The 12877-nt window shown below is 69.8% G+C and carries 10 protein-coding genes; 6 read left to right on the top strand and 4 right to left on the bottom strand.

The features are described from left to right. The coding region (locus DSY14_RS23310) for a family 2 glycosyl transferase (protein WP_211718761.1) at positions 1-1178 on the bottom strand (1178 nt) is incomplete at its 3' end. Positions 1179-1812: 634 nt separating this feature from the next. Between DSY14_RS23310 and DSY14_RS23315 the strand changes: the two genes are divergently transcribed. Further along, positions 1813-2277 carry an ATP-binding protein gene (locus tag DSY14_RS23315; RefSeq protein WP_374224046.1) on the top strand — a complete coding sequence of 155 codons (465 nt, stop codon included), beginning with the start codon at positions 1813-1815 and terminating at the stop codon, positions 2275-2277. 61 nt (positions 2278-2338) lie between these two features. Here the strand turns inward: DSY14_RS23315 and DSY14_RS23320 are convergent, their stop codons facing one another. The 3 genes from DSY14_RS23320 to DSY14_RS23330 form a co-directional block, all read right to left on the bottom strand. After that, positions 2339-2548, bottom strand: a complete 210-nt coding sequence (locus tag DSY14_RS23320; RefSeq protein ID WP_211718763.1) for a hypothetical protein — start codon at positions 2546-2548, stop codon at positions 2339-2341. 482 nt (positions 2549-3030) lie between these two features. Further along, positions 3031-6306: an efflux RND transporter permease subunit gene (locus DSY14_RS23325; protein WP_211718764.1), complete on the bottom strand. Its 3276-nt coding sequence runs from the start codon at positions 6304-6306 to the stop codon at positions 3031-3033. A 628-nt stretch (positions 6307-6934) separates the two neighbouring features. Next, complete coding sequence (locus tag DSY14_RS23330; RefSeq protein ID WP_211718765.1) at positions 6935-7276, bottom strand: helix-turn-helix transcriptional regulator; 342 nt, start codon at positions 7274-7276, stop codon at positions 6935-6937. Positions 7277-7375: 99 nt separating this feature from the next. Between DSY14_RS23330 and DSY14_RS23335 the strand changes: the two genes are divergently transcribed. The 5 genes from DSY14_RS23335 to DSY14_RS23355 all read left to right on the top strand — a co-directional run bounded on the left by DSY14_RS23335 (position 7376) and on the right by DSY14_RS23355 (position 12407). After that, positions 7376-8287, top strand: coding sequence for a cation diffusion facilitator family transporter (locus tag DSY14_RS23335; RefSeq protein WP_211718766.1), 912 nt, complete (start codon positions 7376-7378; stop codon positions 8285-8287). Positions 8288-8602: 315 nt separating this feature from the next. Then, positions 8603-9892, top strand: coding sequence for a TrkH family potassium uptake protein (locus DSY14_RS23340; RefSeq protein WP_211718770.1), 1290 nt, complete (start codon positions 8603-8605; stop codon positions 9890-9892). Between the two features lie 59 nt (positions 9893-9951). Continuing rightward, the gene (locus DSY14_RS23345) at positions 9952-10623 is read left to right on the top strand and encodes a TrkA family potassium uptake protein (protein WP_211718767.1); all 672 of its coding nucleotides are present in this window, start codon (positions 9952-9954) and stop codon (positions 10621-10623) included. 182 nt (positions 10624-10805) lie between these two features. Then, positions 10806-11825 carry a metal ABC transporter substrate-binding protein gene (locus DSY14_RS23350; protein ID WP_211718768.1) on the top strand — a complete coding sequence of 340 codons (1020 nt, stop codon included), beginning with the start codon at positions 10806-10808 and terminating at the stop codon, positions 11823-11825. Positions 11826-12173: 348 nt separating this feature from the next. After that, positions 12174-12407 (top strand): DUF397 domain-containing protein, encoded by a 234-nt coding sequence (locus DSY14_RS23355; protein ID WP_211718769.1) that lies wholly within the window; start codon positions 12174-12176, stop codon positions 12405-12407. The last annotated feature ends 470 nt before the right edge of the window (positions 12408-12877 follow it).

A 12877-nucleotide genomic window follows, 5' to 3' on the forward strand; every position in this document is an offset into this window, starting at 1 on the left:
GTGTCCACGAGGTCGGTGACGGCCGGGAGCACCGTGGCGACGGGAGCCACTCCGGCCCCCGCGTGGAGGGTCCGGGCCGTGTCCACCACCCCGGTCACCCCCGCGGCCACCCCGGCCACAGGTCGACCGGCCGCCGCCAGTGCCGCGCCGATCAGGGCGGGTACGGCGATCCGGGGACCGGTCGCACGCCGACCATGGCGTCGGGCCAGACGCGCCGCGGCGACACCGGTCGCCCAGCGCGCCCTGAGATAGGCGCCCGGCGCACCGGACAGGGGAACACGGACTCGTGAACGCGGTTCGTACCGGATCGAACGACCCGCATCCGCCAGTCGCCAGACCAGATCCACCTCGGCGCTCGCCCCGAGGGAGGGGTCCAACCCGGCCACGTCACGGCGCACCACCAGGGCGCGGACCGGCTCCAGGGCCGCCACGGGGTGGGTTGCGACGTGGGAGGCAGACCGGCCGGGGCCGTGTGGGACGTGCCCCCGCGAGGACATCGGGGCGGGGTCCGGACCATGATCGCAGTGGGCCGCCCGGAGCGCGGCGACCGTCATGCCCACGTTCCCGCGGCGCTCGCGCGCGGCCAGGGTGCGGGGCACGACCGCGGCGACGTCGGTGTCGGCGAAGTGGCCGAGGGCGACGGAGAGCCAGCCGGGCATGGGTTCGGTGCCGATGTGCAGGAAGGCGACGAACTCGGTCTCCACGGCGCGCAGGCCGGCGGCGCGAGCGGCCGCACCGTGGGCGGGCCCGTCCACCACGTGTGCGTCGTATCGGCGCGCCGTACCCGCAGCGAGGCCGGTCGCCCCGACCACGAGCACGCGCACGTCGGGGTGTTCGGCCCGGAGGGCCGATAGTGTCCGCGCGAGTGCGCGCACGTCGATGTCGCCACCGGTCGTGGTCAGGACGACCTGCGCCTCAGAGCCCGGGGTCACGGGTTCGGGCCGGGGGTGGGCCAGACCGGTATCGACCAGTGTCCTGGCCAGGACCCGCTCATGGTGGTGTCGCGGTCGCGCCCCACCGAGCCATCGGATGACCGCGCTGACGCCTTCGGGGGGCAGTCGCAGGGCGCGCGGCGGCGATCCGCCGACGAGGAGGTGTCCCTCGTCGGCGAGCCGAACGGCCCGGTCGATGTCGATGCCGAGGCCCGGAGGAAGGGGCTCGGGATTTGGCACGGCCATGACCCATACCTTGGCCTGTGATGAGGGCCACGCGCAAGTATGGACGAATGGGTAAAATTCGGCCCAACGTCATCACATTGTTATCTTGGCGTGAGAGCCCGCCGGAACCCCGATCCTGGTTGTGATCCGGCCTCCGAACCGGGCTCCGGCCCACTTCACCACCCCTTTATCCAGTTCAGGCAGGGTTACCCTGTCCGAACCAGGTCGGCTGGGTTTCCAGGGAGGCACGGAGCGTATGCTGAGCGCGATGAGGCCCTTCAGTGTCGTAGGGCACACCCCACACCGGACATGACCATCTCGCACGGTCTGCCCGCAGGCCCCACCATCGTCCGGCGTGAAGCCTCGCGGCTTCTCTCCCGGAGCATGTCGGCGCCCGCGTGCCGCACCCTCGGTGCCGCCGAGACGCCTCCCACGGCGACCCGGGGGGCCTCGCCCCGTGTGACCACCACGCGCCGTGACCCGCATCGGGCATGGACGCTTCGAGGGCCGGGCCTCTCCTCGGCCCTGCTCGCACACGCACATCTGCGGGGAGTGAACCCACATGGGTGAGACCGCGACCCCTCGTTCCACGACTTCGGCCCACCGACCGACGACGTCGGCCCCTCTCCACCGTTCCCAACGCTCGGCGAGACCCATGGCAGAGTCCAACCACACACCACAGGTCACCACCCGCCAGGAGGGTGGGGACCCCAGATCGGCCCGCAGACGTTTTCCCGGGCAGCCCGGCCAGATCGCCTACGCGCGCAGATTCGTGGCCAGACAACTGGCCGAGTCACCGGAACTGACCACGGCGACGCTGTTGACCAGCGAGCTCGCCACGAACGCCATCACCCACAGCGCCTCGGGATGCGACACGGGCAAGTTCGAGGTGTGCGTCCAACTGGGCCCCGGTTGGGCCCGCGTGGAGGTCCGCGACCTGGGCAGCACGACGGAGGCCCCTCGGCCCCAGCATCGGGACCCCTATGACACCGCCGAACACGGTCGGGGCCTGGACATGGTGGAGGCACTGGCCAGTAAGTGGGGAACCGAACCACGACGTGACGGCCGAGGCCGCCAGGTGTGGTTCGAACTCGTGTGGGACGGCGACGACCGGCCTTAGAACGGGGAGATCCGGTCGTTGCTCCGTGCGTCGCCGTGCCGGGAACGACCTTCGGGGCCGCTCACTCCTCCCGGCCGGAGGCGGGCTCCGACGGGGTCGAGGGCGCGGCGGGAGCAGCGTCCGCAGGGGCGTTCGTGTCGACCGCGGGGTCGGTGGCGGGCAGTCGGTAGCGCTCGTACAGCTGTCGGGCGTAGTCCTTGGCCTCCTGGGAGGGCTCGTCGCCGAGCTCGTCGCGCAGCAGGTCCTCGAGGCTCTTCTTCGCATCATCCATGTGGGGCAGCCTGCCTGGAGTGCGCGGATAGCACAAATCGACATCCCGGTGACAGAGAGGAAGCGCACAGGATCTCCCGATTCGCCGGGATTTCTGACGTATCTCGCGCCCCGTCACTCGGCGTGTCGCACCACGACACCCGCCCTTCCACCCGGCCCCCGACCTCCGGAGGACGCGAGATGCCCCACCGCTCCCGGTCGTTCGTCGCCCGTGGGTCCGCACAGAGCACGGGGGCGCCCCGCGCCTGATGCGCGGGACGCCCCCTGGTGATGGTCCCCTCGGCCGTCCTGGAGCCCGTTCGTCGCGACGCGGGGCGTTCCTCCGTTCGCGCCTCGACGGACCGTGTCCCTCGAACCCGAGGAGGTCCCCGCGGTGGGAGGGTCCGTTCCCCGCCCTCCCACCGCGGATTTCGAGGGTTCCCGCCGCGCCGTGGAGCGCTCGAACACGGCCCACGGCGCGGCCGAGACCCCGCAGAACGCCGCCTAGCGCCCCTGGCCGGAGGTCTCCTCCACGTCCTCCTTCTCGGGGACCTCACCGGGCCCGCTCTCGGTGGCGTCGTCACCGCTCGCGACGTCCGACCCCGCCTTGGCGTCGGCCTTGGCACGGGCCTTGGCCCGACGACGCTCGCGTCGGCGCTCGGTCCGGGCCTCACGCTTGAGTCGGCGCACCTCCACCCACTGGTAGAGGACCGGCACGAGGATGAGCGTGAGCAGCGTCGAGGTGACCAGACCACCGATCACCACGAGGGCCACCGGCGCCGACACGAACGCACCGCCACCGGCCAGACCCGTGGCCATCGGGATGAGCGCGGCGATGGTGCCCACCGCGGTCATGAGGATGGGCCGCAGACGGTGCCGGGAGCCCTCCACGATGGCCTCCCCCAGGTCCATGCCCTTGGCACGGTTCTGGTTGATCAGGTCCATCAGCACGATCGCGTTGGTGATGACGATGCCGATGAGCATCAACATGCCGATCAGGGCGGCGGCGCCGACCGGGGTACCGGTCAGCCACAGCAGGCCCAGCGAACCGGTGGCGGCGAACGGCACCGAGATGAGCAGCATGAGCGGCTGCATCAGGCTCTTGAACGTCGCGACCATGATCAGGTAGCAGATGACGATCGCGGCGAGCAGCGCCAGACCCAGCTGGGCGAAGCCCTCGGTCTGCTCCTGGCTGACGCCCCCCAGAGTGGCGGTGGCGCCGGAGGGAAGGTCGAGACCCTCCAGCGCCTGGGCGATCTCGGTACTGACCGCACCCAGGTCGGAGGCGCTCGGACTGGCCGACACCGTGGTGCTGGTGATCCCGTCGATGCGGGTGAGCTCGGGCGGCTGCTGGACCTCGACGACCTCGGCGACGTCGGCGAGTTCGATCTCCCCGGCGGGCGTGACGATCGGCAGTTCCTCGAGTTCGGCCACGGTCTGCGGAGCGTCCTGGACCAGTACGATCACGTCACGACGGATGTCGTCGATGGTGGCGGTGCCGACCTCCTGGCCGTTGAAGGCGGCGGTGACGGTCTGGCCGACCACGGCCTCGCTCAGTCCCCGGTCCGCGGCCTCCTCCCCGTCCACGTGGACCTCGAGGGAGGGCTGGGACGCGGAGACGCCACTGGTGACGTCATCGGCGCCGTCGATGGCGCGCAGCTCGTCCTCGACCATCTCCGCGGCCTCGGTCAGGGCCGCCTGGTCGTCGGCGGTGACCTGCACCTCGATACCGGAGCCGCCCATGCCGCCCATGGAGTCGAGCCGCGGCTCGTACTCGGTGTCGAGCCCGGCGAAGGTCTCCCGGAGCACGTCGCGGTTGCGCAGCTGGTCGGTGTCGGGGTCGGCGGTGATCGTGTAGTCGATCTGGTCGGCCGAACCGCCGCCCATCATCGGGTTGCCGCCGATGTTGACCTGGTAACTCTCGATCCAGGCCATACCGGCCAGCTCGGCCTCGACCTTGACGGCCTCGTCGTCGGCGGCCTCCAGGGACGTACCCGGTTCGAGCTCCTGGATGGCGGTGTAGGTGTTCTCCTCGGCCTCACCGAGCCAGTCGGTCTCGGAATTGGCGGCGAGGGCGATGGTGCCGGCGAAGATCGCGACCGTGGCGGCCAACGTGACCGCGGTGGCGACCCGACGCTTGGTGGTGATCCAGCGGATGATCGGCAGGTAGGCGCGCTGCAACGGGGTGCGCATCTCGCGCTCGTGGGCCCTGCGCCGGACCTCCTCGCGCGGGGTGTCGCCGACCTCGGCGGGCCGCAGGAACCAGTAGCACAGCACGGGTGTGATGGTCAGGGCCACCAAGAGCGAACCGGCCAGCGCCAGGCTGCTCGTGACCGCGAACGGCATGAAGATCTCGCCGACCATGCCGCCGACGAACGCCAGGGGCAGGAACACGGCGATGGTGGCGAAGGACGAGGAGGCCACGGCCGTGGCGACCTCACGGACACCGTCCTTGACGGCGGTCATCCGTTCCTTGCCGTAGTCCATGTGCCTACGGATGTTCTCCAGGACGACGATGGAGTCGTCCACCACCCGGCCGATCGCGATGGTGATCGCGGCCAGGGTGAGCATGTTCAGGGTGAAACCGAAGGCCTGCATACCGATGAAGGCCGCCAGGACCGACACCGGGATGGACACCGCCACCACCAGGGTGGAACGGATGGACACCATGAAGACCAGGATCACGATGACCGAGGCGGCCAGACCGTACCCGCCGGCCTCGAACATGTCGGTGATCGAGTCGTTGATGAAGGGCGCCTGGTCGAAGACGACGGCGAGTTCGACGTCGTCGCCGAGCAGGTCGGCCTGCTCGTCCAACACGTCCTGGACGCCGTCGGAGATCTCGACGGTGTTGCCGTCGGGGGTCGCCAGGATCATCAGGGAGACACTGGGATTGCCGTCGAGGCGGGCGATCGAGGAGGCGTCCTCGGTCACCATGGAGACGTCGGCGATGTCGGAGACCTGGACCGCGGACGGGGCCGGGGCCGGGGCCGGCGGGGCGCCGGGCATCGCGTCCGACTGGTCGGCGGCGTCCGCCGAGGGCTGCACCCACAGGTCCTCGATCGCTTCGAGGCTGGTGTGCTGGTCGCCGGTGGTGACGCTGAGGCTGCGACCGTCCTCGTCGATGCTGCCGCCGGCCATGAGCAGGCCGCTGGACTCCAGAGCGTCGGACAGCTCCTGGACGCTCACGCCCGCGTCGGCGAGTTCGTCCTCGTCCGGCGTGATCTCGACCCGCTCCTCCGGAAGACCGGTGAGGTCGGCCGAACGGACGCCGGGGACCGATTCGAGGTCGGGGATGAGCACGTTCTCGATGGTGGACGCCATCGCCTGCTCGTCGCCGTTCTCCGAACCGGCGGCCAGCAGCATCACCGGCATCATGTCCATGCTCATGGCCGAGACGGAGGTGGTGACGTCGTCGGGCAGCGAGGACGAGATCTGGTCGACGGCGACCTGGGTCTCGCGGACCAGGGCGTCCTGGTCGCGACCGTAGTCGAACTCCGCCATGATCTGCGCCGAGCCGGTGCTGGAGGTGGAGGTGATCGTGTCGACCCCCTCCACGCCCTGCAGGGCCTGTTCGAGGGGTTCGGTGACCTGCCCTTCGACGACCTGCGGCGTAGCGCCCTGGTACTGGCCGGAGACCATCACCATCGGCAGGGACATCTCGGGGAAGAGTTCACGCTTGGCCGACAGCGCGGCGAGGGTGCCGAACAGCAGCACGGCCAGGGTGATGAGAAGGACCAGCGCCCGGTTGCCGAGCGATATGACCGAGAGGCGGTTCACGCGTTCATCCCTTCCGCGTGGTGGGCGGCGGGTCCGACCGGGGACCGCTCGCCGAGTGCCGTGATGGTCGGTCTGGACATGTGAGGTGCTCACTCCTAGCTCGCCGGGTGTGGGACGGCCGGTCCGGGCCGCGGTGCGTCGTCGAACAGCGGCCGCGGGGTCACGGGCCGATCCGCGAGTTCTGTGGTGGGGGATGCAGGTGATCGTCCGCGCCGCACGCGGGTTCGAGGCGTGCGATCGGTACGTCGTCCTGACGACGAACGGACGTGCGTTCGTGCGTGTCGGGCCCTGGCGTCGGGCCCCGCATCCGCCGGGCGCTCCTTCACCATACGTCGCGTTATATCTGAAGTTGATCCGTCTCCACTGACTTCAGGGGACTCTCAGGGAGATGTCAGCCTTCCGTCAGGGTCGCCCCCGACCAAAGTTAGGGACACATTCCGACAGGCGGAGCCTCCCCTCCACAGAGTGGCTGTTCGCACCCGCCGACCCACCTCCGACCCTGTAGCGGACATCACAGTGGCCCGTTCCGGACACCCGGAATGAGTGCGCGTGGCGCGCACCCCTGGGCACGCGCGGGGTAAGGACCACGAAGGGGTGGGCGCGCGATCACGCGGCGCGGCGCGGTGGCTCAGACGGCCGGGGACTGTTCCTCTGCAGGGGTGAGCGGCTCGTGCGGCTGGGCGGTGCCCCACACGACGCGGAGGAGGTCGTCCAGAGCGTGGACGAGGGAGGCGTCGACCAGTGCGTAGCTGACCTGCCGCCCCCGCGCTTGCGTGCGCACGAGACCACAGTCGCGCAGACAGGCCAGGTGGTTGGAGACGTTCTGACGGGTGAGCCCGAGCCGGTCGGCGAGGCCGGCTGGGTAGTCCGGCCCCTCGAGGAGGGCCAGCAACAGGCGGCACCGGGTGGGGTCGGACAGGGCGCGCCCGAGGCGCTGGATCGCGGAGAGGCGCTGCTCGGAGGTCAACATGAAAATCATTGTACATCGTTTGCTGTATAGACAGCGCAGGCTGTATAAACAGTCATGGGTGTACTGATCGACCGATGACTCGACGAGGACGGGGGAACGATGGGCGCGGGACACGACCACGGCCCGATCACGGCCGGGGCCGCCAACAAACGCAGGCTCGCCGTGGTCCTGGGCATGATGCTCACGGTGGCGGTGGTGCAGGTCACCGGTGCGGCGATGAGCGGCAGCCTCGCGCTGCTCGCCGACGCCGGGCACACGGTCACCGACTCCCTCGGAATCGCCCTGGCCCTCACCGCCGTGTGGATCGCCGGCCGACCCGCGACCGCCACGCGGACGTTCGGCCTCCAACGCGCCGAGATCCTCGCCGCCGCCGTCAACGCGATCGTGCTGTTCCTCCTGTGCGGGTTCATCGTGATGGAGGCCGTCGACCGGTTCCGTGAACCCGCCGAGGTGTCCGGGCTCGGCATGATCCTGGTCGCCGGCTTCGGCCTGGTGATGAACGTCGTGGCACTGATCATCCTCAAGTCGGGCGCCAAGGAGAGCCTCAACGTCAAGGGCGCCTACCTGGAGGTGATGAGCGACGCGCTCGCCTCCGTGGGTGTGATCGCCGGCGGCCTCATCGTGCTCTTCACCGGCTGGCAACAGGCCGACACGCTGGTCTCCCTGGGTATCGCCGCGATCATCGTGCCCCGCGCCTGGTCCCTGCTCAAGGAGGCCGTGCACATCCTGCTGGAGGCGGCACCCAAGGGCATGAACCTGACCGAGCTGCGCTCCCACCTGATGGAGCACCCCGCCGTGATCGACGTGCACGACCTGCACGTGTGGACCATCACCTCCGGAGTGCCGGTGATGTCCGCGCACGTGGTGGTGGCCGAGGCGGACCTGCGCGATTCCGGCCGGATGCTCGACGAACTCCATGAGTGCATGGCCGGGCACTTCGACGTGGAGCACTCGACGTTGCAGCTGGAACCGCCGGGCCACGCGGACCACGAGGGCGCGCGCCACGCCTGACGCCCGCGCCATGGGCCCGACCGCCCCGCCGCCGTGGCCCACCGACCGACACCACACGCGGCGGATCTCCGTGCCCGGCGGCGGGCGATTTGGCAGAATCGTTCGGGTTCCCGAACGAGGAGGCTCCGTGGTGACCACACGCGACCATCGGCCCCCACCCCGGTGAGCGGATCGAACCCCCGCCCACGGTTCCGGCCTCTGCGTCGGCTCCGGGGACTGCGCACCCCTCGACGTCGCTCCCCTCGTGTCGGCGGGGAACCGCGCACCACACGTGAGGCCAAGGCGTGGCGCAAGCCGGCCCGTGTCTTCCTGGTGATGTTCGTGACCGTCGACCTCATCGGCGCCTTCCTGCTCACCACTCCCCTGGCCACGGTCGACGGTCAGGGGTTGGACTTCAACGAGGCCTTCTTCGTCGCGACCTCCTCCCTGGCGGTGTGCGGGCTCAGCGTCATCTCCATCGGCGACGACCTCAGCGGCTTCGGTCAGGGGGTGGTGCTGGCACTCGTGCAGGGCGGCGGCATCGGCATCATGACGTTGGCGTCCCTGCTGGGCGCGGCCGTGATCCACCGCTTCGGCCTGCGCATGCAGCTCACGGTCCAGGCCGAGGTGCGCACTCTGTGGGTCGGGGACGTCCGCGAGCTGGTCAGCAGGGTCCTGACCCTCTTCCTGGTCCTGCAGGGGATCACCTTCGTGCTCATCACCCCCCGGATGTGGTTGGCCTACGACTTCACCCTCGCCGAGGCGGTGTACTCGGGGTTCTTCCACTCGATCATGGCGTTCAACAACGCGGGCCTGTCCCTGTACGACGACAGCTTCACCCGCTTCTCTGGCGACGCGCTGATCCTGTTCCCGGTGGCCATGGCGACCATCCTGGGCGGCATCGGCCTCCCGGTACTCCTGGAACTGCGCCGGCAACTGCGCGGGCCGCACCGCTGGTCACTGCACACCAAGCTCACGGTCTCCACCACCGCCATCCTGTTCGCCGCCGGGATCCTGTTGGTGACCGCGATGGAGTGGAACAACCCGCACACCCTGGGCCGCCTGGACTGGTGGGCGCGGATCACCGACGGGGTCTTCCACGGGGTGATGCCGCGCAGCGGCGGGTTCAACTCCGTGCCCATCGCGGAGATGCAGGACTCCACGCTGCTGGTGACGATCATGCTCATGTTCGTCGGCAACGGCAGCGCCGGCACCGCCGGCGGTATCAAGGTCGCCACGCTCGCCGTGATCTTCCTGGTGGTCGTGGCCGAGGTCCGGGCCCGTGACCACGTGCACGTCTTCGAACGCCGGCTGCCCGGCGAGGTGATCCGGCAGGCCCTGAGCCTGGTGTTCCTGTCCGCCACCGCGGTGGCCACCACGACCGTGCTCATGCTGTGGGCCACCGAGTTCACGCTCCTCCAGGTGCTGTTCGAGGTGGTGTCGGCGTTCGGAGTGGTGGGCTTGTCCGTGGGCATCACCCCGGAACTGGCGCCGTGGAACCAGTACCTGCTGGCGCTGCTCATGGTGGCCGGTCGACTGGGGCCGATCACGTTCGTGACCGCGTTGGCCTTCCGTGACCGGCGGCGCCTCTACACCCTGGCCGAGTCCCGGCCCATCATCGGCTGAGAACGACGAGGGGCCGCGGGGCGCCCGAACGGGGACCCGCACCCCCGAGGAGAGAGATCGTGGCACAGTTCGACCGCAACAACGACAAACGCGTCCTGGTGATCGGCCTGGGCCGGTTCGGCAGTTCGCTCGCGCTGGAACTGGTCAGGCAGGGCTGGGAGGTGCTCGGCATGGACTCCAACCCGCGCCTGATCCAGACCTACGCGGACGCGCTCACCCACACCGTCATCGCCGACGCCACCGACGAGGAGGCCCTGCGCCAGGTGGGCGCGCACCAGTTCGAGCGAGCGGTGGTGGCGATCGGCAGCCACCTGGAGGAGAGCATCCTGGCCACCTCCCTGCTGGTCGACCTGGGCGTGGACAGCATCTGGGCCAAGGCCACCAGCCGGCGGCACGGCCGGATCCTGGAACAGGTGGGCGCCGACCACGTGGTGCTGCCCGAACACGACATGGGCGAGAGGGTGGCGCACCTGCTCTCGGGGCGGATGTTGGACTACAAGGAGGTGGAACAGGGGTTCGCCCTGGGCAAGACCCTGGCGCCGCCGTCCCTGTCAGGGCGGACGCTGCGGGAGACACGGGTGCGGCAGAAGTTCGGGATCACGGTGGTGGCGGTCAAACGGGTCGGGTCCTCCTTCACCTACGCCACCGAGGAGACCGTGCTGCACAAGGGCGACGTGATCCTGGTCGCCGGTCGCGCCGACGACGTGGAGCGCTTCGCCGAGAGCCGCTGAGACCGGAACCGGTACCGGGGCCCCGCCCCGCCGGAGCGGCCGTCCACGGGTATGCCGGCGGGGCGTCGCGGGAGCGCGGCGGAGGGCGGACGGAACGCCGGGGACGCCTTGACCAGGGCGCGGAGCATCGTGGACAAAGAAGACAAATTGACAACCGTTTTCATTTTCCCGATGATGGTCACATGAGAACCAGGACCTCCGTGCGAGCCGCCGCCCTCGGCGCCGCCACCGCCATGATCATCACCGGCTGCGGGAGCGACGGCGGGACCGCCGACGACGACGGTGGGGTCTCCCCCGCCGAAGCAGAACTCACCATCGTGACCGGTGTCTACCCCCTCGAATGGCTGGCGCAGGAGATCGGCGGCGAGACCACCGCCGTGGTCCAGCTGACCGAACCCGGCGCCGAGCCGCACGACCTGGAACTCACCGGACGCCAGATCGCCGAGGTCTCCGAGGCCGACCTCGCGTTCTACGTGGAAGGCCTCCAGCCGGCCGTGGACGAGGCCGTGGCCCAGGAGGCCGCGGACAGCTCCCTCGACGTGGCCGACGTCGTCTCCCTGCGCCCGGTGGACGACGGCGGCGAGGACGAGGACGACCACGGTCACGACCATGACCATGACCACGAGGACGACCACGGCCACGAGGAGGACGAGGAGGACGGCCACGACCACGACCACGGTGATTTCGACCCCCACTTCTGGCTGGACGTGGAGCTCATGTCCGAGACCGCCGAGGCCCTCGCCGAGCGCATGGGCGAAATCGACCCGGACCGCGCCGACACCTACCGGGCCGAGGCCGAACGGGTCGGCGGCGAGCTGGCCGCGCTCGGCACCGAGTACGAGGACGGCCTGGGCTCCTGCGAGCATCGCGAGGTGGTCGTCGGCCACACCGCCTTCACCTACCTGACCGACCGCTACGACCTCGAGCAGATCGGTGTCAGCGGGGTCGACCCGGACACCGAACCCTCCCCCGCCCAGATCGCCGCCATCGCCGACACCGTCAACGAGCGCGACATCACGACGATCTTCACCGAGCCGCTCATGCCGGCCGCGACCGCGGACACGATCGCCGCCGAGACCGGCGCACAGGTGGAGGTGCTCGACCCGCTCGAGGGTGTGACCGAGCAATCCCCCGGTGACGACTACCCGTCGATCATGCGCGGCAACCTGGAGGCGCTGTCCACCGCGCTCAATTGCGAATAGCGATCACCGCTTCTCCCGCTCGCCCACGGCGAGCGCCCATCAGTGGGAACACGGGCCCCGTCGACAGTTCGACGGGGCCCTCGCGCGTTCACGGCGCACCATGCGAACCCCGTTTGCGACCAAAGTCCCCAACATCACTCGCCCTCGCGCTGAGCAGGGAGGATAATGGCGCATGATCGTTCCTGGACGGAGCCGGGATTACATGGCGCTTACATCCTGCCGAACCCCCGGACAAGTGGCGATGGTCACGCTATGCTCGTGAGAGTGGCAGTGCCGATGCACGTGCATTTGTTAGTGCATTAGCACGCACAATCCCCTCAGTAAAAGATGCAAGGAGCGACAGGAACCATGACCGCACACAACGGCATCCGAGCGACCGAGCTGACCGAGGCCTCCTGGCAGAAGGCCAAGCGCAGCAACTCCCAGGGCGCCTGCGTCGAAATGGCACGCCTCAATGACGGATCCATCGCTGTTCGCAACTCGCGTTTCCCCACAGGCCCCGCCCTCGTCTACACCCAGGAGGAGATCGACTGCCTGATCCTGGGGGCGAAGGACGGGGACTTCGACAACCTGCTCGGCTAGACCCGTGTGTCGCACCATCGGGGGTGTTCCCTCGTTCGGGTGCCGGCGGACCGTGCCCCCTGAAGACCGGGGTGGGACCGAAGGTGGGAGGACGCGGAACGCGCCGTCGCACCCCCGGTCCCGAAGGTCCACGTCCGGCCGTGGGGCGCCCGGACACGAGCCGAAGCGCGAGCGGAGGCCCTGAAGGACAACGCCCGGCGGGCACCCGATCAGACCCGTGACGGTCCGGCCGGACCGGACCCGCCCGCACCCACGCGGCGCCACGGCAGCGCACACCCGGGGACGGTGTGCCGCTCGATCCGGTAAGCCACCCTTGCTCTCTCCCGGATCGGCCGCGCGACGGGCGCGAGCCCACAGAGAGGGCTCCGGCCGACGGAGCCCTCTCTGTCCTCCTACCGCGTTCACGGCGAGACCCCGCGCACCAGGGGAACCCGACCTTGGTGAGGCGGTCGCGGTGGGGTGGGGTGGGC

The organism is Nocardiopsis sp. MG754419 (assembly GCF_018207095.1).
Taxonomy (GTDB): Bacteria; Actinomycetota; Actinomycetes; order Streptosporangiales; family Streptosporangiaceae; genus Nocardiopsis.

Bases quoted from the DNA above. Each gene is read 5' to 3' on its own strand.
- DSY14_RS23340 (WP_211718770.1), top strand. From the start codon at position 8,603: ATGTTCGTGACCGTCGACCTCATCGGCGCCTTCCTGCTCACCACTCCC.
- DSY14_RS23350 (WP_211718768.1), top strand. From the start codon at position 10,806: ATGAGAACCAGGACCTCCGTGCGAGCCGCCGCCCTCGGCGCCGCCACC.
- DSY14_RS23330 (WP_211718765.1), bottom strand. From the start codon at position 7,276: ATGTTGACCTCCGAGCAGCGCCTCTCCGCGATCCAGCGCCTCGGGCGC.
- DSY14_RS23355 (WP_211718769.1), top strand. From the start codon at position 12,174: ATGACCGCACACAACGGCATCCGAGCGACCGAGCTGACCGAGGCCTCC.
- DSY14_RS23320 (WP_211718763.1), bottom strand. From the start codon at position 2,548: ATGGATGATGCGAAGAAGAGCCTCGAGGACCTGCTGCGCGACGAGCTC.
- DSY14_RS23335 (WP_211718766.1), top strand. From the start codon at position 7,376: ATGGGCGCGGGACACGACCACGGCCCGATCACGGCCGGGGCCGCCAAC.
- DSY14_RS23315 (WP_374224046.1), top strand. From the start codon at position 1,813: ATGGCAGAGTCCAACCACACACCACAGGTCACCACCCGCCAGGAGGGT.